The following is a 26,125-nucleotide window of genomic DNA, read 5'->3' as shown; positions in this document are numbered from 1 at the left end:
CATGACCCGCCAGAGAGCCCTGATCGTCGATGACGAACCCGATATTCGCGAACTCCTGGAAATCACCCTGGGGCGCATGAAGCTCGACACCCGCAGCGCGCGCAACGTCAAGGAAGCCCGCGAGTGGCTGGCCAAAGAACCCTTCGACCTGTGCCTGACTGATATGCGCCTGCCTGACGGTACCGGCCTGGAGCTGGTGCAACATATTCTGCTGCGTCACCCGCAAGTGCCAGTGGCGATGATCACCGCCTACGGCAGCCTGGACACCGCAATCAACGCGTTGAAAGCCGGCGCGTTCGACTTTCTGACCAAGCCGGTGGATCTCGGCCGCCTTCGCGAACTGGTTGCCGCCGCCTTGCGCCTGCGCAGCGCCGATGGTGAAGAACTGCCAGTGGACAGCCGTCTACTTGGCGACTCGCCGCCGATGAAGGCCATGCGTAAACAGATTCTCAAACTGGCGCGCAGCCAAGCACCGGTGTATATCAGCGGTGAATCCGGCAGCGGCAAAGAATTGGTCGCCCGGCTGATCCACGAGCAAGGCTCACGCGGCGAGCAACCCTTTATCCCGGTCAACTGCGGCGCCATCCCCACCGAACTGATGGAAAGCGAGTTCTTCGGCCACAAGAAAGGCAGCTTTACCGGCGCCATCGAAGACAAACAAGGGCTGTTCCAAGCCGCCAACGGCGGCACGCTGTTCCTCGATGAGGTCGCCGATCTGCCGCTGCCGATGCAGGTCAAACTGCTGCGCGCAATTCAGGAAAAGGCCGTGCGTGCAGTGGGCGGCCAGCAGGAGCTGATTGTCGATGTGCGCATTCTCTGCGCCACCCACAAGGATCTGGCCGGCGAAGTCGCTGCCGGACGCTTCCGCCAGGATTTGTACTACCGCCTCAACGTGATCGAACTGCGCGTGCCCGCCCTACGCGAGCGCCGCGAAGATATCGCCCTGCTGGCCGACATCATGCTCAAGCGCCTAGCCGACGGCACCGGCCTCAGCCCGGCCAAACTGGATGATGACGCGCTGGAGAAGCTCAAGAGCTACCGCTTCCCAGGCAATGTGCGCGAACTGGAGAACATGCTCGAACGCGCCTACACCCTGTGCGAAGACGACCGTATTACCACCAGCGACCTGCGCCTGGCCGACAGTGTGCCTATCAGTGAGAACGGAGAAGCCAACCTCGCGCAGATCGATAATCTGGAAGATTACCTGGAAGCCATCGAACGCAAACTGATCATGCAAGCCCTGGAAGAGACCCGCTGGAACCGCACCGCCGCCGCGCAACGCCTGGGCCTGAGCTTTCGCTCAATGCGCTATCGACTAAAGAAGCTCGGTATCGACTAAAGCGAGCACCAGTTATGGGGGGGCTTTAGCTGCTAGCCCTCCCCGAGAAACGCTCAACCCGCCGAAGCCAACCGCCCAGCCGGCGCATAGGGGGCAGGATCAACAATCGGCTCACGCCCCAGCATCAGATCAGCCAGCAACTGGCACGACGCAGGCGCCAGCACCAGTCCATTGCGGTAATGCCCGCAGTTCAACCATAAACCATCATGTCCCGGCACCGACCCAATAAACGGAATGCCCTCAGGCGAACCAGGCCGCAACCCCGCCCAATGCCCCACCACCTCGGCATCTGCCAACGCCGGCAACAACTCGATTGCGGAAGCCTTCAAGCTGGCCAGCGCCTCGTCAGTTGGCGTTTTGTCGAACCCCGCATGCTCAAGGGTGCTGCCAATCAGAACATGCCCGTCACGCCGCGGAATCGCATAACGCCCCCTGGCCAGCACGATGGCAGGGAGAAAGTCTTCAGCACATTTGTACAGAATCATCTGCCCCTTCACCGGCACCACCGGCAACTCGATGCCAAGGGTCTTCATCAGCTCGCCACTCCAGGCACCGGCAGCCAGCACCACCTGATCGGCATACATATCACCCTGTGCGGTGTGCACACCCGTAATACGCCCACCCTCGCGAATAAACCCACGCACCGCGCAGCGCTCATGCAAGGTGACATTCGGCATCTGCTGCAACGCGGCCCGTAGCGCCTTGACCAAACGCGGGTTACGCACATTCGCCACATCCGCCATTTGCACCGCCCGCCCAAAGCCCTTAGCCAACGCCGGGACCGCATGCTCTACCGTCGCGACATCCAGAGACTGCAGCGGCCGCCGCTCACGCTGCGCCCAGGCAAGCGCCTCAGCCTCGTCATCAAGATCAAGCCAATACAACCCAGTGACATACACCTCCGGGTCGATCTGCGTCTGCGCCAGCAACTGCTCACCTAGCCGCGGATAAAAATCCTGCGACCAATGCGCCAAAGCGGTTACCGCGGGACTGTAACGCCAGGGGTAAAGCGGCGAAACGATCCCACCGCCGGCCCAGGAGGACTCCGCCCCTACTACTTGGCTCTCCAGCAAGATCACACCCACACCAGCACAGGCCAGAGCCAGAGCACTGAGGAGGCCAAGCGCGCCCCCCCCTACCACCACGGCATTGTGCGCAAATTTGGCTTGCATATCGAAAACCCATCCTATAATTCTGATGCCTCAACTTCAGCAAGGATGCCCGAAGTGATGAAAAAACTATGCGGCTACAGTCTGGCCGAACTGCTGATCACTCTATCAATCCTCTCCATCACAGCCAGCATTACCATTCCAGCCCTCAAGCAGTTACTTGAAGGGCAACGTAAAACTCAGGCACTAAACCAGATGCTCGGCACGCTTGGCTACACCCGTAGCGCCGCAGTATTCAGCGGCCTGAACACTAGCCTCTGCGCCGGGCAAGCCGACTGCACCGGTTCACCTACTTGGGCAAAACGCCTGATTATCTTCCATGACGTCAATGCCAATGGCAGGCTCGAACCAGATGAACTGGTACTGCGCGAAGAAACCTTGCCAGACGACTACAACTGGCACTGGGCAAGCTTTCGCAAACTCCCTCACGTAATTCTCGAGGCCGATGGAACCTCTCGCGCAGCCAATGGCACTCTAACGCTGTGTAAGGCCGGGCAACCTCAACGACAGATCGTCATCAATCTGGCCGGACGCGTTCGCTACCAGTCGCCAACGACAAAGGCCACCTGCAACTAAGTCGCTCATCGCGGTTTTGCTACGCTCATCCGTTTCGGATGGTAACTGGAAAGCACCCACCCTAGGATTCAATCTATCTCAATCCACGGGCCACCCCCTATGTCCACCCACCGGACGAAATACTTGCAGCATGCGCGAAACCAAGGCTTCACCTTGATAGAGCTCATGGTCGTCATCGCCATCATCGCGATCATCGCTGCAATTGCCATCCCCAACTACCAGAGCAGCATTGATGCGGGCCGCAAGACCTCGGCAACCAACAACCTGCTCGGAGCACTGCAATTCGCCCGAAGCGAAGCGGTCATCCGCCGCAGCAACAAGGTGAAAGTATGCGCCAGTGCCGACGGCAATACCTGCAGCGGCAGCGACTGGAGCACCGGCGGCGTGGTGCTGGACGACACTACCCTGCTACGTAGCATCCCCGCAGCCCCCGACGTAACCATCAGCGGCAATGCCATCACCTTCAAGAACGATGGCACCACCACCGCTAGCAGCATCAGCGTGACAGGCGGCAAGACCATCTCGGTCAACATAATCGGCCACGCAAAGATCCACTGATAGGGACATGACAATGCACAAAACGCATCGCTCACGCCACCGCGGCTTCACCCTAATTGAGGTCATGGTCGCCATGGTCATTCTGGCCGTTGGTCTTCTCGGCATGGCCAGCCTGATGGCACGCAGCCAAAAATCCACCGAAAGCGCCTATTCGCGTAGTCAGGCCACCCTGTTGGCCTATGATTTTGTAGAGCGCATGCGCTCCAACCTGGTAGATCCAGAAGACACAGGCAAGAATTACAAAGTGCTATTCGTCACCGACCCCAGCAGCAATAAGACGACCGGTAACACAGGCAGTTACGCACTGAGCAGTCTACCCGCCTGCAGTGCACCGAGCGGGGCGGTTCCGGCGGGAGGAGCGAGCCGTGCCAACTACGACATCGCCGCGTGGTGCACAGCCCTCAAATCCAGCCTGCCTAGTGTGGACACCGCAAACACTAAGGTTTCATTCCAGACAGGGACGCAGTTCGAGGACTTCGGCATAGCTACCGTCACCGTCAAAATCCAGTGGCAGGACAACAGTGCTGATGGAGACAACCAGAAGCAGTATGTTGAAGTGGTGACAACTCTATGAACATGTATAAACAGACTGGCCTTTCCTTGATCGAAGTAATGGTAGCAGTGCTCATCAGCTCCATCCTGATCCTCGGCGTCACCGATCTGTTCAGCAGCGCCTTCATGTCCGGACGCAGCAATTCGGAGCTGACCCGCGTACAGGAAAACGGCCGCCTGGCGATGGAAATTATCGGCGCTGATGTCCGCCTGTCTGGCCTCAGGAGCTGCACATCGGACAGCTGGTCAGAAGAACCTCTTGCGGACGCCGTAGTGCTCGACGGCACACAGAAAAGTCTCACCCTGAGCTTCTCTCCCAAATGCGACCCCGATGATATACAAAGCGTCACCTACACCTTCACCAGCAGCGGTCTGACCCAGGCAAAGAATGGCGGCACGGCACAGCCCCTACTCGACGATGTAGATGGCACCTTCACCCTGCTGCCCGCCAACAGCACCCCCGACACGGCCAATGCCGTAGTGATTGCCGTCAAGGTGAAAAGTACCCAGGCCAGTTTTGCGGCACGTGATTTCAGCTCCACCTACGAATTCAAAAACCGACTAATTGCCCGGGACTGACCCATGAACACAAACAAACAAAATGGCATGGTGCTGCTGGTCAGTCTGATCCTTCTGCTAATGCTGACCATAATCGCAATCACTGCCTCCAACCAGGCAACCCTGCAACTGCGCATATCCTCCAATAGCGAGCAGCGCAATATGGCCTTCCTGGCTGCAGAAGGCGGTATAGCCAACTGGGTCGGCGCCTATCTAAGCAAACAGACCGTCCTCCCTAGCACGGGCACAATTGGCGCAACCCAGTTCAAAATTTCCGGAAGCAAATCCCGCTGGGACGTACCCTGCACCGGCTCTGGCCTGACTCCAGGCTCCCCTCAAATGGACTGCTTCGACCTGACAGTCGAAGGCGGGAGCGTCTGCGACGGCGGTACATGCTCGGTAACCACCAGCCATCGCCAGGGCGGGCAGCGCCGAGGAGAAATCCTGTGAACACACCAAGTACTTTCTACCGTCGAGCCAATAGGGCCAACACCATGACTCCATTCCAGTTCCTGCGCCGCACCTGCGCCTTCGGTCTGGCCGGCACACTGCTCCTGCATAGCGCAATTAGCACCGCCGACGACACCGAAATTTTCTTCGGCACCAAGCCGGATAATGGTATTCAGCCCAACGTACTGTTCATCCTCGACGACTCCGGCTCCATGGGCTGGTGTCTCAATAGCAACAGCACATGTAATAACAACAGCAATAGGATGAAGGTCCTCAAGGACACCATGACCAACTTGCTCAACACCACCAGCGGCGTCAACGTCGGCCTGATGGTGCTGAACAACTCTGCTGGCGCCCCTGGAGACGCCAGCGTGCCACGCCTGCTGCAAGCGGTTGAAGACATCGACGCCCCGATCAACGTCAAAGTTTCCAGCCCGGAAATCAAGATCAGTGCAGACGATGCCAGCCGCTACAATGGCAGCAACAACATTGCTGACCCGGCCTTGGTCATGGGCTATGTCAACGACCCTGGTAGCCCGATCATCCGTAGCCTGGGCGAACCCAATGTCTACTCCAACAACAACAGCACCTATTACCTGAGTACCAGCGGCGGCATAACCTACACCTGCTCGGTGAAGATGGATGCCACCACCCAATGCCCGAAAGACAAGATAACCACCCTGAACTCTGGCTCCGGCAGCTCCGGCAGCGATGGTCTGCTGTTGTTTCGCAACCTGAACATTCCCAAGGGCGTGAGCATTACCAGCGCCATTCTGGCAATTACCCCGCCGAGCAATGTGGCCAGTACCACTTTCAACGTTAGCCGGGTCGACTCCAAGACTCCCGAAGCCTTTAACCATAGTTCTGCACTTGCCAGCACCTTCACCGCCAACAGCTCCAAGCCCAGCACTGTGATCGCTGGCGTACACCAGCTAGACATCACTGACCTGATGCAGGCCCAGCAGAACCTCAGCCCAACCCACAACCCCATCGGCGACCTTGCCATTCGCCTGCGTGCAACCAGCAGGACCACGTTCAACTACGCCGTGGGTGATGTGGTCAACGCACCGCAACTGACCATCACCTATACCGGCAACGAAAATACCCCTCGCACCACCGGCCTGCGCTTCCAGACAGTGAACGTGCCGCAGGGTGCCATCATCACCCGTGCCACCTTGAACTTCGTCCCCGCCAGCTCGGACGATCGCACGGTCAGCTTCAGCGTCGCCGCTGAGAACAGCGACAACGCCAGCGACTTCAGCGGTGGAGACTTCACCGCCCGCGCAACCACTGCGGCCACCCCCTGGACACCTGCCCCCTGGCGTACGGAGAATCCGCCAGTCCATACCGAAAACGGCGCAGATGTCACCACTCAGGTGCAGGCCGTTGTCAATCGGGCAGGCTGGTGTGGCAACAATGCCATGGCCTTCACCCTCACTCCTAGCGGTGGCACTGGCAGCCGCACGGCCGTCAGCCAGGACGGCAATGACGGTTTCAAACCCATGCTCAGTATCAGCTATACCGGCGGCGAAGCCGGATGCATGACCCCAATCGTCGATCTCAGCCTGCTTGAGGACAAGGACGACGCCCGCCAGTACAGAACCAATAGCTCGAACACCAAAACCGTAAGTGTCAGCGAAAGCACAATGTCGTTCGCAGACACCAACGTCTATATCGGTGCACGCTTCCAGAAAGTGCCTTTCAAGAAGGGGGCTACCATCAAGGACGTACGCCTGATCGTCACCCCCAGCAGCGCCAACAACAGCGCCGTCACCGCCGATGTCTACTTCGACAACGCCGACGACTCGGCTGCTTTCAGCGCCAGCACCGACAACCTTGGTCAACGCACCGCAAGTGCCAAGACCAGTTGTACCTTCACCAGCCAGGGGGCTGGCATTCCGGTGTACTGCGAAGCCCCAGGGCTGAAAACGGCCTTGCAAAACGTACTGGCACGCAGCGGCTGGAAAGACGGCAACGCTCTGAGTGTACTGATCAAACAGACCTCCGCCGCCTCCTCCCTTAGCCTACGGGCCTTTGAAACCAGCAAAGCCGATGCCATTCGTTTGCAGGTCACACTGGACAAGGCCAGCGACCTCACCGACAACACCTACAAGGTGCGTGACTACCTCAAGGGCGTGACCAGCAGTATGCAGGCCAATAGCGGTACTCCGCTGGTCAACCTGCTTTACCAAGCTGCCAGCTACTACACTGCCCTGCCAGGCAAGCACAAAGGGCCAACCAGTCCCATAGAAAGCAGCTGCCAGGCCAACTACGTGGTACTGATGAGCGACGGCCAAGCCAACGGCAACAGCACTACCATCATCAATAATGCAAAATCGCTCATCGGCGGCGGCTGCGTCAGTCGTAACAGTGGCGAACAAACCGATGGTGAAACCTGCGGTGTGGAGCTCGCCAAATGGCTGAACGACACTGACCAGTCCAACAGCCTGGATGACAAAAACCTGGTCACAACACACACTGTAGGCTTTGCTCTGCAGGCTAGCGCCGGCGCCAAGAAGTTCCTGGCCGACGTAGCAACAGCAGGCGGCGGCAAGGCATATACCGCCGACGACGCCAGCGCCCTGGCTAACGCTTTCAACGCCATTATTCAAGAGGCATTGGCCAGCGACACCACCTTCGTCAGCGCCACCGCACCGGTAAACTCCTTCAACCGTCAGGATCACAAGGATCAGTTGTATTTCTCCTTATTCCGCCCAGCCAGCACAGATCGCTGGGCTGGCAACCTCAAACGCTACCGCATGGGCATCAGCAATGGCCTGCCATTGATCCTCGATCAGGACAGCGCGCCTGCTATTGACGCCAATACCGGCGTGTTCCGCAGCAGCGCCCGCAGTTGGTGGTCCACTGCCAACGATGGTAGCAACGTCACCGCCGGGGGCGCCGCCAGTAAGCTGCCAGTTCCAGCCAGCCGCAACCTGTGGACCAATATCGCGGGCGATACCACCCTCAACAAGCTCGATACCACACTGACCGCCGCCCAGATTGGCGCGAAGGACAATGCCGAGCGCGACGTACTGATCAACTACATCCGTGGTTTTGAAACCGGCACCAATAGCCTGCGTCAAACCATCGGCGACCCCATCCACTCCACCCCTAGCGTGGTGACCTACGGCTGCAACGCCAAGAATGCCAAAGGCGAATGCACCGACGAAATAGAGAGCGCTATCATCGGCACCAACGAAGGCTTCGTACAAATGTTCGACACCAAAACGGGTGCTGAGCAGTTTGCTTTCATGCCCAAGGAACTGCTGGCCAATCTCAGACGCCTAGCTGACAACGAAAATACAGGGGATCGTTCCCACCTATACGGCATGGACAACAGCGTCACTGTATGGGCAGAGGACAAGAGTAAGGATGGTGTGATCGATGGCAGCGACTTCGTTTACGCTTACGCCAGCATGGGCCGTGGCGGGCGCAATCTCTACGCCTTGGACATCACTAACCGCACATCTCCAAAACTCAAGTGGCTCATCCAGGGCGGCAGCGGCAACTTCACTCGCCTGGGTCAAACTTGGTCAGCACCGATCAAGACCAAGATCAAGGTCGGCAGCAGCATCACCGACGTACTGATCTTCGGTGGTGGCTATGACACGAACCAAGACAAGCTGCCTCCACCGGACAATATCCGTCGCACCGACGGCCAAGGCAACGACCTGTTTATCGTCAATGCAGAAACCGGCGCACTGCTCTGGTCCGCGTCCGGGTCTGGTATCGACATGAAGTACAGCGTACCAAGCAAGGTCAGCGTTATCGGCCTAGAAGTGAACGCCGCCAATCAACCAACCATCAACGCGGATGGGCTGACTACGCAGCTCTTCGTCGGCGACATGGGCGGGCAAGTCTGGCGTTTCCTGATCAATAATGGTGGCAGCGGTAACAGCCTGGCTTCGGGTAAGGTGCTTGCAAGCGTGGCCGGAGCCGATGCAGCCAGCGCACGACGCTTCTACAGCGAGCCGGCAATCACTCTGGTCAACGTCAAGAACAAGCTCAACCTGAGCGTCAGCATCGGCTCCGGTTACCGTGGCCACCCACTGGACAAGGTGATTCAGGATCGCTTCTACTCCTTCCGTACCGAAGACCTGAACAAATTCGGCCCAACCTTGGTAGAAGGCGATCTGTACAACGCCACCGACTTGCTGAAAGTGGAAACGGCAAGCGATCAGGCCAAACAAAAAGCCCTGCTGGACAAGAGTGGCTGGTATATCAATCTGACCAGCAATGGCGAGAAGGTACTGTCAAGTACTATGGTCATTGGTGGCGAGCTGTACTTCAACACCTACCAGCCGGTACTCGCGCAAAGCGCCTGCCGCGCCAACCTGGGCGTATCCCGTGGCTACCGGGTGAACCTGCTGGACGGCACAGCTGTAGGCGACACACGCTTCAGCGTGCTCAAGGGGGCAACTCTACCGTCCAACCCACAAGTCTACTGCAAGGGCGACACCTGCTGGGCCTATAACGACCCGTCACAGCTGGCCGAAACACCACCCAACCCACCACAATGCACCGGCCCGAACTGCCCAACGCCACCGAAAGGCTATGACATGGCCAACAAGAGCCGGCTGTACTGGACCGATAAACCCGAAGACGAATGAGCAGATAGATGAACAAGCAAAACGGTTTCACCCTGCTTGAGCTGGTCATCACCATGGCTATCCTGGCAATTCTTGCCTCGATAGCACTGCCCAGCTACATCAGTTATGTGGAGAAGGCTCAGTGCGAGGACGGTAAGGCGCTACTAAACAGCGCCTCCCAACAAATGGAACGGCGCAGGGCCGAGAACGGAGGCAAGTACGACGCCAATACCGTCCTTAATAGCAGCAGTACAGTATTCGGCATAGCCGCCAGCGATGTCAGTGCAACGGACTACACGCTGACAGTTTCCACCACCTCAGGGGCCCGCATCAGTGGCAACATGACGCTGACAGCAGCCAATGCGCATGGAGGTTCACTCACTGGGAAATGTGGCTGGTAACAGCTGCCCACCTCGGTCAACGAAAAACGCCGCACCCTGACAAAGAGCGCGGCGTTTTTCGTAGGTGACTCAATCTTTAGGATGGCATACGCGCCTCTACCTGCGTGAATAGCCACCACCTAAAAGAACGCTAGAGCGCCTTCACCCGCAACTCCTTCGGCATCGAGAACGTCACATTCTCAGGCCGCCCCTGCAACTCTTGCGCACCGGTTGCGCCCCACTCGCTCAGTTGCTGAATTACGCCCTGTACCAGCACCTCCGGCGCCGATGCGCCCGCCGTAATCCCAATACCTGCCACACCCGCAAACCACTCCTGCTTGAGGTCTTCTGCGCCATCAATCAGGTAGGCGGGAGTGCCCATACGTTCGGCCAGTTCGCGCAGGCGGTTGGAGTTGGAGCTGTTGGGGCTGCCTACAACCAGCAGCATGTCACATTCGGCGGCGAGTTGTTTGACCGCGTCCTGGCGGTTTTGGGTGGCGTAGCAGATGTCGTCCTTGCGTGGGCCGCCGATGGCGGGGAATTTGCTGCGCAGGGCGTCGATGACTTTGCTGGTGTCATCCATCGACAGGGTGGTCTGGGTGACGAAGGCTAGGGCTTCGGGATTGCGTACCTGTAGTTCTGCCACGTCGGCTTCATCTTCTACCAGATAGATGGTGCCGCCGTTGCTGGCGTCGTATTGGCCCATGGTGCCTTCGACTTCTGGATGGCCTTCGTGGCCGATCAGGATGCACTCGCGCCCCTCGCGGCTGTAACGCACCACTTCCATATGCACCTTGGTGACCAACGGGCAGGTGGCGTCGAAGATCTTCAGGCCGCGGCGCTCTGCCTCTGTGCGCACAGCCTGGGAGACGCCGTGGGCGCTGAAGATAACGATAACGTCATCAGGAATCTGATCCAGTTCTTCAACAAATACGGCGCCGCGCGAACGCAGGTCTTCGACCACGAACTTGTTGTGCACGACTTCATGGCGCACATAGATGGGCGGGCCGAAGACTTCCAGGGCGCGGTTGACGATCTCAATGGCGCGGTCGACACCGGCACAAAAGCCGCGGGGATTGGCGAGTTTGATATGCATGAGAGCCTCGACACGCGGTCGTTCAGGGGCAAGTTTAACGCGGGATCGAACAGCGCTCCCGCTTTGCGCAACCCGGACAGAATCCGGGAGGGGCATTCGCGTTTTCCCGGATTTCATCCGGGCTACAGATCAGAGCGCTTTGACCTCAATAATTTCCACATCGAAGCTCAGCGCCTTGCCGGCCAGCGGGTGGTTGAAGTCGATAGTCACCTGGCTGTCGTCAAAAGCTTTGACCACACCCGGCAACTCGGCATTGGCGGCATCGTTGAAGATCACCAGCAGGCCCTCAGACAGCTCCATATCCTGAAACTGGCTGCGCGGCATGATCTGGATATTCTGCGGATTGCCCTGACCAAAGCCCTGCTCCGGGCTGATCGACAGGCTGCGCTTGTCACCCGCCTTCAGCCCGTAAATAGCTTGTTCAAAGCCTGGCAGCAGGTTGCCATCGCCGACCTTGAAGGTGGCGGGCTTTTTATCGAAGGTGCTGTCGACCACATCGCCGTTGTCCAGCTTGAGGGCGAAATGCAGGGTCACTTCCCTGTCCGGACCGATACGCACGTCAGTCATTTGCCTGTTTCTCCGGACTTTTCACTTTTGAACATATCCAGCGCCAGCAGGATGGCGCCGCCGGTGATGGCCATATCGGCCACGTTGAAGGCCGGGAAGTACCACTGCTGATGCCAGTGCAGCAGGATGAAGTCGACCACATGACCAAACACCACGCGATCGACCAGGTTACCCAGTGCACCACCCAGAACTAACGCCAACGCCACCGCAAGCCAGGTTTCGCCAGGTTTTAGGCGCTTGAGCCATACCACCAGTACTCCGCTCACCACCACCGCTATCGCAGCGAAGAACCAGCGCTGCCAGCCGGCCGCATCGGCCAGGAAGCTGAATGCCGCACCGGTGTTGTAAGCCAGGGTCCAGCTAAAGTAATCGGGGATGATCACGATCTGCTGGTACATGCTCAGGTTGTTGTCGAACCAGAACTTGCTCGCTTGATCGACTACAAACACCAACAGACTCAGCCACAACCAGGCCAAACGCCCGAAACGACTAGCGTTATCACGCATAGTGACGAACCTCACCTGCGCCTTCGATGTTGTCCACGCAGCGACCGCAAATTTCCGGATGTGCTGGGTTCACCCCAACGTCCTCGCGGTGATGCCAGCAACGGGCGCACTTGGCATGCCCGGACTTCAGCACTTTGAGCTTGAGCCCCGCGACTTCGGTTTCCACAGCATCACTCGGCGCGCCGGCGAGCGGCGCCAGGCTGGCGGTGGAAGTGATCAGCACAAAGCGCAGCTCGTTGCCCAGTTTGTTCAGATCAGCAATCAGGCTGTCTTCGGCATACAGGGTGACTTCCGCCTGCAGGTTGCCGCCGATGGCCTTGGCTGCACGCAGGTTTTCCATCTCCTTGTTTACCGCGACCTTGACCGCCATCACGCGCTCCCAGAACGCACGATCCAGCTCGAAGCCTTCCGGCAGCTCGTTCAGGCCCTGATACCAGCCATTGAGCATTACCGACTCGTTACGCGCACCGGGCAGGTATTCCCACAGCTCATCGGCGGTGAAAGACAACACCGGAGCGATCCAGCGCACCAGGGCTTCGGCGATGTGGAACAGCGCGGTCTGGCAGGAGCGACGCGCCACGCTGTCGGCGGCGGTGGTGTACTGACGGTCCTTGATAATATCGAGGTAGAAACCGCCCAGCTCCTGCACGCAGAAGTTGTGCACTTTCTGGTAAACGTTCCAGAAGCGATAGCTGTCGTAGGCTTCTTCGATTTCGCGCTGCAGCAACAGGGCGCGATCTACGGCCCAACGATCCAGCGCCAGCATGTCTTCCGCAGGCAGCAGGTGCTGCGCCGGGTCGAAGCCGCTGAGGTTGGAGAGCAGGAAGCGCGCAGTGTTACGGATGCGCCGGTAGGAATCGGCGCTGCGCTGCAGGATGACCTTGGACACCGCCATCTCGCCCGAATAGTCAGTGGACGACACCCACAAACGCAGGATATCGGCGCCCAGGCTGTCGTTCACTTCCTGCGGCGCAACCACGTTACCCAGCGACTTGGACATCTTGCGGCCGTTCTCATCGACCACGAAACCGTGAGTCAGCAGCTCTTTGTACGGCGCGTGGCCGTCGATTGCCGCGCCGGTCAGCAAGGATGAATGGAACCAGCCGCGGTGCTGGTCGGAGCCTTCAAGGTACAGATCGGCACGCGGGCCGCTGGCATGGCCCAGGTTGTGCGAGCCACGCAGCACGTGCCAATGGGTGGTGCCGGAGTCAAACCAGACGTCCAGGGTGTCGCTGATCTTGTCGTAGTCAGCGGCTTCATCGCCGAGCAGCTCGGCGGCATCCAGCTTGAACCAGGCCTCGATGCCCTCTTGCTCGACACGTTTGGCCACTTCTTCCATCAACTCGGCGCTGCGCGGGTGCAACTCGCCCGTGGCCTTGTGCAGGAAAAACGGGATTGGCACGCCCCAGTTACGCTGACGCGAGATGCACCAGTCCGGACGACCGGCGATCATGCTGTGCAGCCGCGCCTGGCCCCAGGCAGGCACGAATGCGGTCTGCTCGATAGCGGCCAGCGCGCGCTCACGCAGAGTGCCGCCTTCATTGGGCTGCTTGTCCATGCCGACAAACCACTGCGCGGTGGCGCGGTAGATCAGCGGAGTCTTGTGGCGCCAGCAATGCATATAGCTGTGCTGAATGGCTTCGTGCTTGAGCAGCGCGCCGACTTCTTCCAGCTTGGCAACGATGGCCGGGTTGGCCTTCCAGATAAACTGGCCGCCAAAGAACGGCAGGTCGCTGACATACACACCGTTGCTCTGCACCGGGCTGAGGATGTCGTCATTGCTCATGGCGTAGCCTTTGCAGGAACGGAAGTCGTCCTCGCCATAGGCCGGGGCCGAGTGCACGACGCCGGTACCGGCGCCCAGTTCGACGTACTCGGCCAGGTAAACCGGGGCGAAGCGCTCATAGAACGGATGACGGAAGCGGATCAACTCCAGCGCTGCGCCGGGCGCGGTGGCGATCACTTCGCCCTGCAGGCCATAACGGGCCAAGCAGCCTTCTACCAGATCCTCAGCCAGCAGCAGCAGACGCTCGCCGGTATCGACCAGCGCGTAGGTGAATTCAGGGTGAACGTTCAGCGCCTGGTTGGCCGGAATGGTCCAAGGCGTAGTGGTCCAGATCACGATGGACGCAGGCTTCGGTAGGCTGGCCAGACCAAACGCGGCGGCCAGCTTGTCGGCATCTTCAACCACGAAGGCGACGTCGATGGCATCGGACTTCTTGTCCTGATACTCGACTTCGGCCTCAGCCAGTGCCGAGCCGCAATCGAAACACCAGTTGACCGGCTTAAGCCCCTTGAACACAAAGCCCTGCTTGACCATCTCGGCCAGCGCGCGGATTTCGCCGGCTTCGTTGGCAAAATCCATGGTCTTGTAGGGGTTATCCCAATCGCCCAGCACACCGAGGCGAACGAAGTCGGCCTTCTGCCCTTCGATCTGCTCACCGGCATAGGTGCGGCAGCGCTCGCGGGTCAGGTCAGACGGCTGATTCTTGCCGAAGGTGGTTTCCACCTTGTGTTCAATCGGCAGGCCATGACAGTCCCAACCCGGCACATAGGGAGCGTCGAAACCGGCCAGGGTCTTGGAACGGGTGATGATGTCCTTGAGGATCTTGTTGACCGCATGACCGATGTGAATGCTGCCATTGGCATAGGGCGGGCCGTCGTGAAGAACAAACTTCGGCCGACCTTCGCCTTGCGCGCGCAGCTTCTGATACAGGCCAATCTCGTTCCAGCGCTGCAGAATCTGCGGCTCGCGCTGCGGCAGGCCGGCCTTCATCGGAAATTGGGTGTCAGGCAGATTAAGCGTGGCTTTGTAATCGGTCATTTCAGGCTCTTCGTAAGCGATTGGCACCCAGCAGTTGAAGCCGGGTGCTTAAACGCGCCAATGGGCACGGGCGGCAGCAATATCGGCAGCAATAGCCGTCTTCAATGCCTCAAGGGAGGCGAAACGCTGCTCATCGCGCAGCTTGTGGTGGAAAGCCACCGTCAAACGCCGGCCATATAAATCACCGGCAAAGTCCAGCAAATGCACTTCCAGATGAGCGCGGCCATCACCGGCCACGCTCGGGCGCACACCAATGTTGGCCACACCCGGCCAGGTTTGGCCGTCAACCTCGGTGCTGACCAGGTACACGCCCTTGAGCGGCACTCGCTTGCGCTTGAGCTGCACATTGGCAGTCGGCGCATTCAGCTGACGCCCCAGTTTCTGCCCGTGCAACACCCGTCCGGCGATCTGAAAAGGTCGCCCAAGCAGGTGCTGCGCTAAGGCGAAATCCCCGGCACCGAGGGCTTCACGCACGCGCGTACTGCTGACGCGAATACCGTCCAGCTCAACCGTGCTGGCAGCCTCGACGCTAAAGCCTTCGCGCTCACCGGCCTCGGCCAGAAAGCCGAAGTCACCGGCGCGGTCACAGCCGAAGCGGAAGTCATCACCCACTTCCAAGTGCTGCACACCCAGGCCTTCTACCAGCACGCGATGCACAAACTCGGCAGCGCTCAGCTCACGCAAGCGGCGGTTGAAGCTCAGGCACAGCACCCGATCAACGCCCTCGGCGGCCAGCAATGCCAGCTTGTCGCGCAGCCGCGCCAAGCGCGCCGGGGCAACATCGGGGGCAAAAAACTCGCGCGGCTGCGGCTCGAAAATCAACACGCAGCTGGGCACACCGAGCTCGGCGGAACGCTCACGCAAACGCGCCAAAATGGCCTGATGACCACGATGGACACCGTCAAAATTGCCGATGGTGGCGACACAGCCCCGATGCTGGGGCCGCAAGTTGTGTAGGCCTCGAACCAGCTGCATAACGCGCTTCTTGCTCATAAAGTGGCCGATTATACGCACACCGGGCAGCGGACAACAGGCAGCAAATCAGCCGTCATCAGTGCACGCTACGCCGCGCAAAATCCTTCAGTCGAAACCCCAGCAGCGCCAACACGGCCAAATAGGCCAGCAACCCCACACCCACCAGCCCACCCAGGCGCAGCAAACGCCAGAGCATGGTGCCGTCCGCCCAGGCCGGCAGCTGCTGCATAGCCAGCAGCAGCACGCCCACCATCACCAGCAACGCCAGCAACAGCTTGCCAAGGAACAGCGCCCAACCCGGCTGCGGCTGGAACATGTCGCGTTTGCGTAGCTGCCAGTACAACAGCACGGCATTCAGACAGGCGGCCAAGCCGATGGCCAACGCCAGACCGGCATGTTCCAGCTTGAACACAAACACAAACAGCGCATTCATCACCTGGGTCGCCAGCAGCGTCACCAGACCAATACGCACCGGGGTCTTAATGTTCTGCTGGGCGTAGAAGGCCGGCGCGAGAATTTTCACCAGAATAATGCCGACCAAGCCCAACGAATAAGCGATCAAGGCGCGCTGGGTCATGTCGGTATCGGCAGCGGTGAACTTGCCGTACTGGAACAGCGAGGCAATCAGCGGCTCGGAGATAACCGCCAACGCCACCGCACTGGGTAACGCCAACACCAGGCACAGACGCAAACCCCAGTCGAGCAGCTTGGAATAGTCCTCGCGACTGGCACCGGCATGGGTTTTCGACAAGGCCGGCAGCAGGATGGTGCCCAGCGCCACGCCAAGCACACCGGCCGGCAATTCCATCAGACGGTCGGCGTAATACATCCAGGACACCGAGCCTGCGACCAAAAAGGAGGCGAAGATGGTGTTGATGATCAACGAAATCTGGCTGACCGATACGCCAAAGATCGCTGGCCCCATCTGCTTGACCACGCGCCACACGCCGGTGTCCTTGAGGTTCAGCCGCGGCAGCACCAGCATGCCGATCTTGTGCAGATGCGGTAGTTGGAACAGCAACTGCGCCAAACCGCCTACCAGCACCGCCCAGCCCAGCACCATGATTGGTGGATCGAAGTAAGGCGTCAGAAACAGGGCAAACACGATCATGCTGATATTCAGCAGCGTCGGCACAAAGGCCGGCACCGAGAAGCGGTTCCAGGTATTGAGCACCGCCCCCGCCAGCGAGGACAGGGAGATCAGCAAGATATAAGGAAAGGTGACCCGCAACAGATCGGTGGTCAGCTCAAAACGTTCTGCCTCATCGGCAAACCCCGGCGCAGACGCCCAGACAATCCAAGGCGCCGCCAAAATGCCGATAAAGGTCACCAGCGCCAACACCAGAGTCAGCAGACCGGTCACGTAAGCCAGGAACGTGCGTGTAGCCTCATCACCCTGCTGAGTCTTGTACTCAGCCAGAATCGGCACAAAAGCTTGGGAAAACGCGCCCTCGGCAAAAATCCGACGCAGCAGATTGGGCAGCTTGAACGCCACCACAAAGGCGTCCGAGGCCACGCCAGCGCCGAAGGTGCGGGCAATGATGGTGTCGCGCACAAAGCCCAATACACGCGAAAGCATGGTCATGGAGCTGACAGCGGCCAACGACTTGAGCAAATTCATGTAATATCCCGACTCCGCAAACAAGCACTGGCGCGCAAAGGCGACGAGTGTAGCGGTCTGCCACTGGTCAGGCCAGCACAGGGAAAAGCCAACAGGCTTGACAGCACTCCCTCATATCGGCATGATTCGCGGCCTTATTTGTTTGTAACCCCCAGAATTTTTTCGAGGAGCTTGACGGTGGCCAATACACCTTCTGCCAAAAAACGCGCAAAACAGGCTGAGAAGCGTCGTAGCCATAACGCCAGCCAGCGCTCGATGGTTCGTACTTACATCAAGAACGTCGTCAAGGCTATCGAAGCCAAAGACGTCGCCCTTGCTACTACTGCTTACACCCTGGCTGTGCCGGTAATCGACCGTATGGCCGACAAAGGCATCATCCACAAGAACAAAGCCGCTCGTCATAAGAGCCGCCTGAATGGCCATATCAAGGCCCTGGGCGAAGCTGCAGCTGCCTAAGCTGTTTGCGACACGCTACTAGTTCTTGAAAAACCGGCTTAACCGCCGGTTTTTTATTGCCCGTAATAATTGCCGGCGCAGCCTGCAACCCCCAGAGGCAATCGCCACGGTCGGCAGGCCACAAAAAAGCCCGAATCGCTTCGGGCTTTTTTTGACTCAGGGCTTTTCCGGCCAGGGCAGAATCGGAATGGCCGTCACCGCGTTCTGCGGGCTGCCCTCGATTACCCGGTCGCTGTAGACCAGATAAACCAGGGTATTGCGCTTCTGATCGAAGAACCGCACCACCTGCATGGTCTTGAACACCAGCGAAGTGCGCTCACGAAACACCTCCTCGCCCTCTTTGAGCTTCTCCAAGAAGCTGATCGGCCCGACCTGGCGACAAGCAATCGACGCCTCGGCGCGATCCTCGGCCAGCCCCAGACCGCCCTTGACGCCACCCGTCTTGGCCCGCGACAGGTAGCAGGTCACCCCCGCCACCTTAGGATCATCAAAGGCCTCGACGACGATCTTGTCGTTCGGCCCCATGATTTTGAAAACCGTCGACACTTCACCGATCTGCTCGGCCGCCGCCAACCCAGGCAGCAGCACCAACGCACCCAGCAATCCCTTTACGACTCGCATCAGCCTTCCCTCAAATCAGGATCAAATTATCCCGATGCACCAACTCGGGCTCATCAACATAACCCAGCAGCTTCTCGATGGCATCCGACGACTGACCGATGATTTTTTGCGCCTCAAGCGCACTGTAGTTGGCCAGCCCACGGGCAATTTCACGACCATCTGCCGCCACGCAGACCACCATCTCACCGCGGCGAAAGCTGCCCTGCACGGCTTTTACGCCAACCGGCAGCAAGCTCTTGGTGCCGGTTGCCAGCGCCTTGACCGCACCGTCATCCAGCACAAGGGTGCCGCGCGTCTGCAGATGCCCGGCCAGCCACTGCTTGCGCGCTGCCAGCATGCCGCGCTCAGGCGCCAGCAGCGTACCCAGACGCTCGCCTGCCTTGAGCCGCGCCAGCACCTGCTCGATGGCACCGCCAACGATTACCGTATGCGCACCAGAACGCGCAGCCAGGCGCGCCGCACGCAGCTTGGTCTGCATACCGCCACGCCCGAGCGCACCACCGACACCGCCGGCGACGGCGTCCAGCGCCGGATCATCGGCGCGCGCCTCGAAAATCAGCTCGGCATCGGGGTTATGCCGCGGATCGGCGTTATACATGCCATCGCGATCCGTGAGGATCACCAGCAGATCGGCCTCGACCAGGTTGGCCACCAGCGCGGCCAGGGTATCGTTGTCACCAAAGCGGATTTCATCGGTGACCACGGTGTCGTTCTCATTGATCACCGGCACCACATCCAGATCCACCAGAGTGCGCAGCGTGCTGCGCGCATTCAGGTAGCGCTTGCGATCGGACAGATCGTCGTGAGTCAGCAGGATCTGCGCCGTGCGCCGGCCGTGCTCGGCAAAGCTCGACTCCCACGCCTGAATCAGCACCATCTGGCCAATCGCCGCAGCCGCCTGCAGTTCATGCATGGCACTCGGCCGCGCACTCCAGCCCAGCTTGCTCATACCGGCCGCTACCGCCCCGGAGGACACCAGCACCAACTCGACGCCCTGCTCACGCAACGCGACCATCTGCTTGACCCATACCGCCATAGCCGCGCGATCCAGACCACGCCCATCAGCGGTCAGCAGCGCACTGCCAATCTTCACCACCCAGCGCTGCGCGCCGGTTACCTTGTCACGCATGATCTTCCAACCTTAGCCGCGACCTGTGATTACAAAAACGCCGCAATTAAGCGGCGTTTTGTAGTTGCTTAATCCCGGACGTAAATAATTTCCGGGCCATCATCTTCGTCTTCTTCATCCCAGAAGCTGTCGTCTTCATCGACATCACCGACCGCCTTAACCCCGGAACGACGCAGCGCACGCTTGTCGTCCAGCGCCTGCAGCTGAGCGCGCGCTTCGTCTTCGATGCGCGTATCCAGCTCAGCCAGCTCGGCGGCGTATTCTGGGTTTTCCTGGATGCGCTCAGCGCGCGCCTCAAGGAAGTCCATGATGTCATAACAGAGCTTCTCAGTGCCCTGGCGCGCCAGGGCAGAAATCACATAAACCGGCCCAGTCCACTCGATCCGCGCGACGATTTCAGCAATCCGCGCTTCCTGCTCTTCATCGAGCATCTGGTCAGCCTTGTTCAGCACCAGCCAGCGCTCACGCTCAGCCAGCGACGGACTGAACTTGGTCAGCTCATCAATAATGGTGGCGGCCGACTCAGCCGGATCGGTCAGATCCAGCGGCGCCATATCGACCAGATGCAGCAACAGACGGGTACGCGACAAATGCTTGAGGAAGCGAATACCCAAGCCAGCGCCGTGGGAAGCACCCTCGATCAGCCCCGGAATGTCAGCAACCACGAAGTTTTTGTAGCGATCGACACTGACCACGCCCAGGTTTGGCACCAGAGTGGTAAAGGGATAGTCAGCGACTTTCGGCTTGGCGGCCGACACCGAGCGAATGAAGGTGCTCTTGCCGGCATTCGGCAAACCGAGCAAACCAACATCAGCCAACACCTTCAATTCCAGCTTGAGATCGCGCGACTCGCCCGGCTTGCCCGGCGTGGTTTGCCGCGGCGCACGGTTGGTACTGGATTTGAAGCGGGTATTACCCAGACCATGCCAACCACCCTGCGCCACCATCAGCCGCTGGCCGGCACGGGTCAGGTCGCCAATCACTTCCTGGGTACCAGCATCGATGACCGTGGTACCAATCGGCACCGGCAGGATCAGGTCCTCGCCCTTGGCGCCGGTACAGTCGGTGCTGCCACCTTTCTCACCATTCTGCGCCTGGAAACGACGGGTATAGCGGTAGTCCACCAAGGTATTGAAGTTCTCGACCGCCTCGATATACACCGAGCCACCGTCACCACCATCACCACCGTTGGGGCCGCCCTTCTCGATGAACTTTTCACGACGAAAAGCCATCATGCCGTTACCGCCGTCGCCGGCTTTTACAAAAATCGATACTTCATCGACGAATTTCATTTTTACGCCTCCCGCAATCACGCGGGTCATCTAAACCGAGAAACACCAGGTTCTTGCAAAATTGACCTGCATTCAAATCGAACGCTACACCCAGGACAGTTTGGCAAGAACCCCAAGAAACAAAAAAGCCCCGTCGCATGGACGGGGCTTTCCCAGCAGTCGCGCAATTAAGCCGCAACGACGCTCACGTAACGGCGGTTGAACGCGCCTTTTACTTCAAACTTGATCACGCCTTCGATTTTCGCGAAGAGGGTGTGATCTTTACCCATGCCAACGCCGTAACCGGCGTGGAACTGGGTGCCGCGCTGACGCACGATGATGTTGCCAGGAATGATTTTCTGGCCGCCATACATCTTCACGCCAAGGCGTTTGGCTTCTGAGTCGCGACCGTTGCGGGTACTACCGCCAGCTTTTTTGTGTGCCATGAGTTCAATACTCCTATAAAGGGATCAGACCGAAACGAATCAGGCCTGGATACCGGTGATTTTGATCTCGGTGTACCACTGACGGTGGCCCTGGCGCTTCATGTGGTGCTTACGACGACGGAACTTGATGATGGTGACCTTGTCGTGACGACCTTGAGCGATCACTTCAGCAACAACTTTGGCACCTTCAACAACCGGAGCGCCGATTTGCACGTCGTCGCCATTGCCGATCAGCAGAACACGGTCAAAAGTCACAGCTGTGCCAGTGGCCAGCTCGAGTTTTTCGACCTTGAGGAATTCGCCTTCGGTGACTTTGTATTGCTTGCCACCAGTAACAATTACTGCGTACATGGTAAATCTCCGTTAATCCTGCTCACCCAGCGCTTTATAGGAATAAGTGTCGGCTGGCATGGCTGCTTGGGGCCGGAAGGACACCCTTGCAATTGCGTAAGGCAGGGAAATACCCAGGGGGAAGTTCAGGGTGCGCGATTGTACGCAAGCAATCGACACCATGCAAGTGCGCCGAGCGCTTGCCTTGACAGCCCCTACCCTGCCCCCTAGCATGCCGCGCAACCCATGAGTAGCAGGTGCAAGCGATGCAACCCCAGGCTTTCTACCGCGTGGTGGCGGATGACTTTACCGCCGTCGACGGCATCATCCGCGCGCAACTGGTGTCGCGAGTCCCTCTGGTCGAGAAAATTGGCGACTATATTATCTCCGCTGGCGGTAAACGCCTGCGGCCGCTGCTGGTTCTGCTCAGTGGCAAGGCGCTGGGTATCGAAGGCGACAACCTGCGCCTGCTCGCTGCCACCATCGAATTTCTGCACACCGCCACTTTGCTGCACGACGACGTGGTCGACATGTCCGACATGCGCCGTGGCCGCAGCACCGCCAACGCCCAGTGGGGCAACGCACCGAGCGTGCTGGTCGGCGACTTCCTTTATTCTCGCTCCTTCGAAATGATGGTCGAACTCGGCTCCATGCCGGTGATGAAGATCCTCTCCAAGGCCACCCGGGTGATTGCCGAAGGCGAAGTGCTGCAGCTGTCGAAGATTCGCGACGCCAGCACCAGCGAAGAGACCTATATGGAAGTCATCCGCGGCAAAACCGCGATGCTCTTCGAGGCCTCGACCCATAGCGCCGCAGCACTGGCCGGCGCCAACGCCGAACAGACCGAAGCCCTGCGCACCTTTGGCGACCACCTTGGTGTGGCCTTCCAACTGGTCGACGACCTGCTCGACTACCGCGGCGACGCCACTACCCTGGGCAAGAACGTCGGCGACGATCTGGCCGAAGGCAAACCGACCCTGCCGCTGATCTACACCATGCGCGAAGGCACGCCCGAGCAGGCGGCCCTGGTACGTCAGGCAATCCAGAAAGGCGGTATCGAGGACCTGGAAAGCATCCGCAACGCCGTCGAAGCTGCTGGCGCACTGGACTACACCGCCCAGCAAGCCCGTGACTACGCCGAGCGCGCCATCGCCTGCCTGGCTGCGCTGCCCGCCAGCGAATACCGCGACGCACTGATCGAGCTCAGCCGCTTTGCCGTAGCCCGCACGCACTAAGGCCTGCCGCGCAAATAAAAGCCCGTCCAAGTGACGGGCTTTTTATGGCCTGCCATCCATGGCAGCCACCCTACGGGCCGTCGCTTCGCGACGTTAAAAATTGCTCCCGGCAATTTTCTGCTTGCGCGACGAAAGGCAGCGATTAATCCTTGCTATAAATATAATAAGAATTATTCTCATCTAACCACTTGAAAGGGAGATGAGTCATGACCTATCTGATCGATGCCTGGCTGGACCGCCCGCAGCCGTATCTACGCATTCTCAACCGCAATACCGGCGAAGTCTGCGCGCTGCTCAAGGAAGATGCGCTGGATGAGCTGCGTGATCAGGGTGACCTGGATCTGCACGAGCTGAACTCCAGCGAGCCGCTGGTGCTCAAGGAGTTGGTGCGCAATCTGTTTCTCTACTGCTACGCCCGGGCATTGCGCCCCTGAAACGCATCGCGGGCATGGCCCGCTCCTACACCCTCGTAGGAGCGGGCCATGCCCGCGATAGAAAGCACCTGAAACGCTAGAGAACGTCCAGCAGCTCCACATCAAATACCAGCACGCTGTGCGGTGGGATGCTGCCCACGCCTTGCTCGCCGTAGGCCAGCTCGCTCGGCACATACAGGCGCCATTTGCTGCCGGCATTCATCAGCTGCAGGGCTTCGGTCCAGCCGGCGATCACGCCGCCAACCGGAAACTCGGCAGGCTGGCCACGATCGTAGGAGCTGTCGAACACAGTGCCGTCGATCAGGGTGCCGTGATAGTGGGTGCGTACGCTGTCTTCACGGGAAGGCTTGGCGCCTTCGCCTGCGGTCAGCACTTCATACTGCAGGCCGGAAGCCAGTACGGTGATGCCGTCACGCTTGGCGTTCTCAGCCAGGAAGGCCAGGCCGGCACCAGCAGCTGCTTCAGCCTTGGCAGCGGCTTCGGCTTGCATGATGTCGCGGATTACTTTGAAGCTAGCGGTCAGCTCTGCTTCGCTGACGCGGCTTGGCTGGCCGGAGAAAGCATCGGTGATACCGGCAATGATGGCGTCCAGGCTGGCACCCGGCGGCGGGTTATCGCGCAGCTGACCACCCAGTTGACGGCCGATGCCGTAGCTGACGCGGGTTTCGTCAGTCGAGAGATTGATATCGGACATAGCACTGCTCCGCTGGAGGCTAAAAAAGGTCGGCCAGCCTAGCACAAACCGCCTGGCCGCCCTACCCGCCCGCCCGCCGCGCCTTGGCGATTGCGCCGACAATGCTCGGAGCAGTACTTCACCTCATCCCAGCAGCGCGCCCACTTCTTGCGCCAGGCGAAGGGCAGCCCGCACACCGCGCAGGTTTTGACCGGCAGCTCGGCCTTTCTCACAGCGACTCGCCCGCATCCAACAGCGCCAGCAGCTGCTCGCCACGCGCCCACAAGCCTTGCTGCTTGGCTTCGCTCATCTTGTCCAGGCCACGGTAGATCATGCCCAGCCGATGGTTACCCGACAGCTGCTGGCGGTGGCGCATAAGGAAATGCCAATACAGCGCATTGAATGGGCAGGCCTGCTCGCCCACGCTTTCGCTGACCTTATAGGCGCAGTCGCCGCAGTAGTTGGACATGCGCTTGATGTACTGACCACTGGCGCAGTAGGGCTTGGAGCCCAGGTAACCACCATCGGCGTGCATGACCATGCCCAGGGTGTTGGGCAGCTCAACCCAATCGAAGGCATCCATATACACCGCCAGGTACCAGTCGCAAACCTGGCTGGGCTGGATACCGGCCAGCAGGGCGAAGTTGCCAGTAACCATCAGCCGCTGGATATGGTGGGCATAGGCATGCTCCAGGGTCTGGCCGATGGCCTGGCTCATGCATTTCATCCGGGTTTTGCCGGTCCAGTAGAACTCTGGCAGCGGCCGAGTGTTGCCAAAGGCGTTACGCTCGGCGTACTCCGGCATATGCAGCCAGTAGATGCCGCGCACATATTCGCGCCAGCCAATCAGCTGACGAATAAAGCCCTCCGCAGCGTTCAGCGGCACCTGACCACGCCAGTAAGCCGCCTCGACATCCGCACACAGCCGACGCACATCCAGCAGGCCGATATTCAGCGCCGCGCTGATCCGCGCATGGAACAGAAACGGCTCACCGACCGCCATGGCGTCCTGATAATCACCAAAGGCCGGCAGGGCGAAATCGAGAAAGTGCTGCCACAGCGCCTCGGCCTCGGCGTGGGTCACCGGGTAGTCAAAAGACTCTAAGCTGCCGTAGTGATGACTGAAGCGCTCGGCCACCAGCGCCAGCACCTCCTCGGTAATGCCATCTGCCGGGAAACGCGCGGTCATCGGTGCCTTGATCTGTTTGGGCAGCGCCTTGCGGTTTTCCGCATCGAAGTTCCACGCACCGCCCACCGGGGTGCCGTCGCCATTGAGCAGCAAAGCGGTCTTGCGGCGCATCTCGCGGTAGAAAAACTCCATGCGCAGCTGCTTGCGCCCCTCGGCCCAGCGCGCGAACTCGTCCCGGCCACAGATAAAGCGGCTGTCTACATGCCACGTAATCGGCAAGCCGCAGCGCTTGAGTTGATCCTCCAGGCGCCATTCGCCGCACTCGGTGATATGCACCTCAGCCGCCTGCAACTGCGCGGCCCAGCGCTGCAACTCGCCCGGCAGCGAGCCGCTGTTCTGTACATCATCCAGCTTGACGTAATGCACTCGCCAACCACGCTCACGCAGGGCCTCGGCAAAGTGGCGCATGGCGCTGAAGATCAGCGCGATCTTCTGTGGGTGGTGCGGCACATAGTCAGTTTCCGCTGCCACCTCGGCGAGCAACACGGCATCCTGTTGCGGGTCCAGGGCCTGCAGGCTGGGCAGGTCGAAAGACAGCTGATCACCCAGCACCAGGGCAAGCCGGCGAATAGACATAG

Annotated in this window: 26 protein-coding genes; 11 read left to right on the top strand and 15 right to left on the bottom strand. The window is 59.5% G+C overall.

Going from position 1 to position 26,125, the window contains the following annotated elements:
- Position 1 precedes the first annotated feature (1 nt).
- Positions 2-1,339: a sigma-54 dependent transcriptional regulator gene (locus P3C18_RS04530; RefSeq protein ID WP_275960672.1), complete on the top strand. Its 1,338-nt coding sequence runs from the start codon at positions 2-4 to the stop codon at positions 1,337-1,339.
- A 53-nt stretch (positions 1,340-1,392) separates the two neighbouring features.
- On the opposite strand, the gene thiO is transcribed toward P3C18_RS04530, so the two are convergent.
- Positions 1,393-2,511 (bottom strand): glycine oxidase ThiO, encoded by a 1,119-nt coding sequence (thiO, locus tag P3C18_RS04525; protein WP_275960671.1) that lies wholly within the window; start codon positions 2,509-2,511, stop codon positions 1,393-1,395.
- Between the two features lie 57 nt (positions 2,512-2,568).
- On the opposite strand from thiO, the gene P3C18_RS04520 reads away from it, so the two are divergent.
- From P3C18_RS04520 to P3C18_RS04490, 7 genes are all read left to right on the top strand, one after another.
- Positions 2,569-3,084, top strand: coding sequence for a GspH/FimT family pseudopilin (locus tag P3C18_RS04520; protein WP_275961581.1), 516 nt, complete (start codon positions 2,569-2,571; stop codon positions 3,082-3,084).
- A 99-nt stretch (positions 3,085-3,183) separates the two neighbouring features.
- Positions 3,184-3,642, top strand: coding sequence for a GspH/FimT family pseudopilin (locus P3C18_RS04515; RefSeq protein WP_275960669.1), 459 nt, complete (start codon positions 3,184-3,186; stop codon positions 3,640-3,642).
- 7 nt (positions 3,643-3,649) lie between these two features.
- A complete protein-coding gene (pilV, locus tag P3C18_RS04510; RefSeq protein ID WP_275960668.1) occupies positions 3,650-4,216 on the top strand; it encodes a type IV pilus modification protein PilV in 567 nt (188 codons plus the stop codon).
- Positions 4,213-4,773, top strand: coding sequence for a prepilin-type N-terminal cleavage/methylation domain-containing protein (locus tag P3C18_RS04505; RefSeq protein WP_275960667.1), 561 nt, complete (start codon positions 4,213-4,215; stop codon positions 4,771-4,773). Before pilV ends, P3C18_RS04505 begins: the two co-directional genes overlap by 4 nt.
- Positions 4,774-4,776: 3 nt before the next feature.
- On the top strand, positions 4,777-5,202 hold the full coding sequence (locus tag P3C18_RS04500; RefSeq protein ID WP_275960666.1) for a PilX N-terminal domain-containing pilus assembly protein: 426 nt from the start codon (positions 4,777-4,779) through the stop codon (positions 5,200-5,202).
- 44 nt (positions 5,203-5,246) lie between these two features.
- The gene (locus P3C18_RS04495; protein ID WP_275960665.1) at positions 5,247-9,815 is read left to right on the top strand and encodes a PilC/PilY family type IV pilus protein; all 4,569 of its coding nucleotides are present in this window, start codon (positions 5,247-5,249) and stop codon (positions 9,813-9,815) included.
- 8 nt (positions 9,816-9,823) lie between these two features.
- Positions 9,824-10,195, top strand: coding sequence for a prepilin-type N-terminal cleavage/methylation domain-containing protein (locus P3C18_RS04490; RefSeq protein ID WP_275960664.1), 372 nt, complete (start codon positions 9,824-9,826; stop codon positions 10,193-10,195).
- A gap of 130 nt (positions 10,196-10,325) precedes the next feature.
- On the opposite strand, the gene ispH is transcribed toward P3C18_RS04490, so the two are convergent.
- From ispH to murJ, 6 genes are all read right to left on the bottom strand, one after another.
- Entirely contained in the window at positions 10,326-11,270 is a 945-nt protein-coding gene (gene ispH / locus P3C18_RS04485; RefSeq protein WP_275960663.1) for a 4-hydroxy-3-methylbut-2-enyl diphosphate reductase, read from the bottom strand.
- A gap of 129 nt (positions 11,271-11,399) precedes the next feature.
- Positions 11,400-11,837, bottom strand: a complete 438-nt coding sequence (gene fkpB, locus P3C18_RS04480) for an FKBP-type peptidyl-prolyl cis-trans isomerase (RefSeq protein WP_275960662.1) — start codon at positions 11,835-11,837, stop codon at positions 11,400-11,402.
- Positions 11,834-12,343, bottom strand: a complete 510-nt coding sequence (gene lspA / locus P3C18_RS04475; RefSeq protein ID WP_160085553.1) for a signal peptidase II — start codon at positions 12,341-12,343, stop codon at positions 11,834-11,836. The genes fkpB and lspA overlap by 4 nt, the downstream gene beginning before the upstream one ends.
- A complete protein-coding gene (gene ileS, locus P3C18_RS04470; protein WP_275960661.1) occupies positions 12,336-15,167 on the bottom strand; it encodes an isoleucine--tRNA ligase in 2,832 nt (943 codons plus the stop codon). The genes lspA and ileS overlap by 8 nt, the downstream gene beginning before the upstream one ends.
- 48 nt (positions 15,168-15,215) lie before the next feature.
- Positions 15,216-16,142, bottom strand: coding sequence for a bifunctional riboflavin kinase/FAD synthetase (ribF, locus tag P3C18_RS04465; protein WP_275960660.1), 927 nt, complete (start codon positions 16,140-16,142; stop codon positions 15,216-15,218).
- Positions 16,143-16,218: 76 nt separating this feature from the next.
- Entirely contained in the window at positions 16,219-17,763 is a 1,545-nt protein-coding gene (gene murJ / locus P3C18_RS04460) for a murein biosynthesis integral membrane protein MurJ (RefSeq protein WP_275960659.1), read from the bottom strand.
- A 177-nt stretch (positions 17,764-17,940) separates the two neighbouring features.
- Between murJ and rpsT the strand changes: the two genes are divergently transcribed.
- Positions 17,941-18,219 carry a 30S ribosomal protein S20 gene (gene rpsT / locus P3C18_RS04455; protein WP_136663161.1) on the top strand — a complete coding sequence of 93 codons (279 nt, stop codon included), beginning with the start codon at positions 17,941-17,943 and terminating at the stop codon, positions 18,217-18,219.
- Positions 18,220-18,375: 156 nt separating this feature from the next.
- Here the strand turns inward: rpsT and P3C18_RS04450 are convergent, their stop codons facing one another.
- From P3C18_RS04450 to rplU, 5 genes are all read right to left on the bottom strand, one after another.
- The gene (locus P3C18_RS04450; protein ID WP_275960658.1) at positions 18,376-18,840 is read right to left on the bottom strand and encodes a CreA family protein; all 465 of its coding nucleotides are present in this window, start codon (positions 18,838-18,840) and stop codon (positions 18,376-18,378) included.
- A 10-nt stretch (positions 18,841-18,850) separates the two neighbouring features.
- The gene (gene proB / locus P3C18_RS04445; RefSeq protein ID WP_275960657.1) at positions 18,851-19,969 is read right to left on the bottom strand and encodes a glutamate 5-kinase; all 1,119 of its coding nucleotides are present in this window, start codon (positions 19,967-19,969) and stop codon (positions 18,851-18,853) included.
- A gap of 68 nt (positions 19,970-20,037) precedes the next feature.
- Positions 20,038-21,261: an Obg family GTPase CgtA gene (cgtA, locus tag P3C18_RS04440; protein WP_275960656.1), complete on the bottom strand. Its 1,224-nt coding sequence runs from the start codon at positions 21,259-21,261 to the stop codon at positions 20,038-20,040.
- A 167-nt stretch (positions 21,262-21,428) separates the two neighbouring features.
- The gene (gene rpmA, locus P3C18_RS04435; protein WP_003176049.1) at positions 21,429-21,686 is read right to left on the bottom strand and encodes a 50S ribosomal protein L27; all 258 of its coding nucleotides are present in this window, start codon (positions 21,684-21,686) and stop codon (positions 21,429-21,431) included.
- A 39-nt stretch (positions 21,687-21,725) separates the two neighbouring features.
- A complete protein-coding gene (gene rplU / locus P3C18_RS04430; RefSeq protein WP_275960655.1) occupies positions 21,726-22,037 on the bottom strand; it encodes a 50S ribosomal protein L21 in 312 nt (103 codons plus the stop codon).
- Between the two features lie 245 nt (positions 22,038-22,282).
- On the opposite strand from rplU, the gene P3C18_RS04425 reads away from it, so the two are divergent.
- Together P3C18_RS04425 and P3C18_RS04420 are read left to right on the top strand one after the other, a co-directional pair.
- On the top strand, positions 22,283-23,251 hold the full coding sequence (locus P3C18_RS04425; protein WP_275960654.1) for a polyprenyl synthetase family protein: 969 nt from the start codon (positions 22,283-22,285) through the stop codon (positions 23,249-23,251).
- Between the two features lie 206 nt (positions 23,252-23,457).
- The gene (locus P3C18_RS04420) at positions 23,458-23,685 is read left to right on the top strand and encodes a hypothetical protein (protein ID WP_090249418.1); all 228 of its coding nucleotides are present in this window, start codon (positions 23,458-23,460) and stop codon (positions 23,683-23,685) included.
- Between the two features lie 76 nt (positions 23,686-23,761).
- Here P3C18_RS04420 and P3C18_RS04415 read toward each other — a convergent pair whose 3' ends face one another.
- The 3 genes from P3C18_RS04415 to P3C18_RS04405 are packed head-to-tail and all read right to left on the bottom strand — an operon-like array spanning position 23,762 to position 26,123.
- Positions 23,762-24,379 (bottom strand): FKBP-type peptidyl-prolyl cis-trans isomerase, encoded by a 618-nt coding sequence (locus tag P3C18_RS04415; protein WP_275960653.1) that lies wholly within the window; start codon positions 24,377-24,379, stop codon positions 23,762-23,764.
- Positions 24,380-24,417: 38 nt separating this feature from the next.
- Positions 24,418-24,591, bottom strand: a complete 174-nt coding sequence (locus tag P3C18_RS04410) for a DUF2256 domain-containing protein (protein ID WP_275960652.1) — start codon at positions 24,589-24,591, stop codon at positions 24,418-24,420.
- Positions 24,588-26,123: a cryptochrome/photolyase family protein gene (locus tag P3C18_RS04405; RefSeq protein WP_275960651.1), complete on the bottom strand. Its 1,536-nt coding sequence runs from the start codon at positions 26,121-26,123 to the stop codon at positions 24,588-24,590. The genes P3C18_RS04410 and P3C18_RS04405 overlap by 4 nt, the downstream gene beginning before the upstream one ends.
- Positions 26,124-26,125 lie beyond the last annotated feature (2 nt).

The organism is Pseudomonas sp. 1928-m, from assembly GCF_029269135.1.
Taxonomy (GTDB): Bacteria; Pseudomonadota; Gammaproteobacteria; order Pseudomonadales; family Pseudomonadaceae; genus Aquipseudomonas.
The sequence above is the reverse complement of the archived record's forward strand: the minus strand, read 5'-3'. Positions and strand labels throughout refer to the sequence as shown.

What these genes read in the sequence shown, in the direction of transcription:
- P3C18_RS04520 (WP_275961581.1), top strand. Translation starts at nt 2,569, where the DNA reads ATGAAAAAACTATGCGGCTACAGTCTGGCCGAACTGCTGATCACTCTA.
- P3C18_RS04450 (WP_275960658.1), bottom strand. Translation starts at nt 18,840, where the DNA reads ATGCGAGTCGTAAAGGGATTGCTGGGTGCGTTGGTGCTGCTGCCTGGG.
- P3C18_RS04495 (WP_275960665.1), top strand. Translation starts at nt 5,247, where the DNA reads ATGACTCCATTCCAGTTCCTGCGCCGCACCTGCGCCTTCGGTCTGGCC.
- fkpB (WP_275960662.1), bottom strand. Translation starts at nt 11,837, where the DNA reads ATGACTGACGTGCGTATCGGTCCGGACAGGGAAGTGACCCTGCATTTC.
- P3C18_RS04415 (WP_275960653.1), bottom strand. Translation starts at nt 24,379, where the DNA reads ATGTCCGATATCAATCTCTCGACTGACGAAACCCGCGTCAGCTACGGC.
- P3C18_RS04420 (WP_090249418.1), top strand. Translation starts at nt 23,458, where the DNA reads ATGACCTATCTGATCGATGCCTGGCTGGACCGCCCGCAGCCGTATCTA.
- P3C18_RS04425 (WP_275960654.1), top strand. Translation starts at nt 22,283, where the DNA reads ATGCAACCCCAGGCTTTCTACCGCGTGGTGGCGGATGACTTTACCGCC.
- P3C18_RS04515 (WP_275960669.1), top strand. Translation starts at nt 3,184, where the DNA reads ATGTCCACCCACCGGACGAAATACTTGCAGCATGCGCGAAACCAAGGC.
- P3C18_RS04500 (WP_275960666.1), top strand. Translation starts at nt 4,777, where the DNA reads ATGAACACAAACAAACAAAATGGCATGGTGCTGCTGGTCAGTCTGATC.
- proB (WP_275960657.1), bottom strand. Translation starts at nt 19,969, where the DNA reads ATGCGTGACAAGGTAACCGGCGCGCAGCGCTGGGTGGTGAAGATTGGC.
- pilV (WP_275960668.1), top strand. Translation starts at nt 3,650, where the DNA reads ATGACAATGCACAAAACGCATCGCTCACGCCACCGCGGCTTCACCCTA.
- P3C18_RS04530 (WP_275960672.1), top strand. Translation starts at nt 2, where the DNA reads ATGACCCGCCAGAGAGCCCTGATCGTCGATGACGAACCCGATATTCGC.
- thiO (WP_275960671.1), bottom strand. Translation starts at nt 2,511, where the DNA reads ATGCAAGCCAAATTTGCGCACAATGCCGTGGTGGTAGGGGGGGGCGCG.
- rpmA (WP_003176049.1), bottom strand. Translation starts at nt 21,686, where the DNA reads ATGGCACACAAAAAAGCTGGCGGTAGTACCCGCAACGGTCGCGACTCA.
- ispH (WP_275960663.1), bottom strand. Translation starts at nt 11,270, where the DNA reads ATGCATATCAAACTCGCCAATCCCCGCGGCTTTTGTGCCGGTGTCGAC.
- cgtA (WP_275960656.1), bottom strand. Translation starts at nt 21,261, where the DNA reads ATGAAATTCGTCGATGAAGTATCGATTTTTGTAAAAGCCGGCGACGGC.
- P3C18_RS04505 (WP_275960667.1), top strand. Translation starts at nt 4,213, where the DNA reads ATGAACATGTATAAACAGACTGGCCTTTCCTTGATCGAAGTAATGGTA.
- ribF (WP_275960660.1), bottom strand. Translation starts at nt 16,142, where the DNA reads ATGCAGCTGGTTCGAGGCCTACACAACTTGCGGCCCCAGCATCGGGGC.
- lspA (WP_160085553.1), bottom strand. Translation starts at nt 12,343, where the DNA reads ATGCGTGATAACGCTAGTCGTTTCGGGCGTTTGGCCTGGTTGTGGCTG.
- P3C18_RS04405 (WP_275960651.1), bottom strand. Translation starts at nt 26,123, where the DNA reads ATGTCTATTCGCCGGCTTGCCCTGGTGCTGGGTGATCAGCTGTCTTTC.
- P3C18_RS04490 (WP_275960664.1), top strand. Translation starts at nt 9,824, where the DNA reads ATGAACAAGCAAAACGGTTTCACCCTGCTTGAGCTGGTCATCACCATG.
- rplU (WP_275960655.1), bottom strand. Translation starts at nt 22,037, where the DNA reads ATGTACGCAGTAATTGTTACTGGTGGCAAGCAATACAAAGTCACCGAA.
- ileS (WP_275960661.1), bottom strand. Translation starts at nt 15,167, where the DNA reads ATGACCGATTACAAAGCCACGCTTAATCTGCCTGACACCCAATTTCCG.
- murJ (WP_275960659.1), bottom strand. Translation starts at nt 17,763, where the DNA reads ATGAATTTGCTCAAGTCGTTGGCCGCTGTCAGCTCCATGACCATGCTT.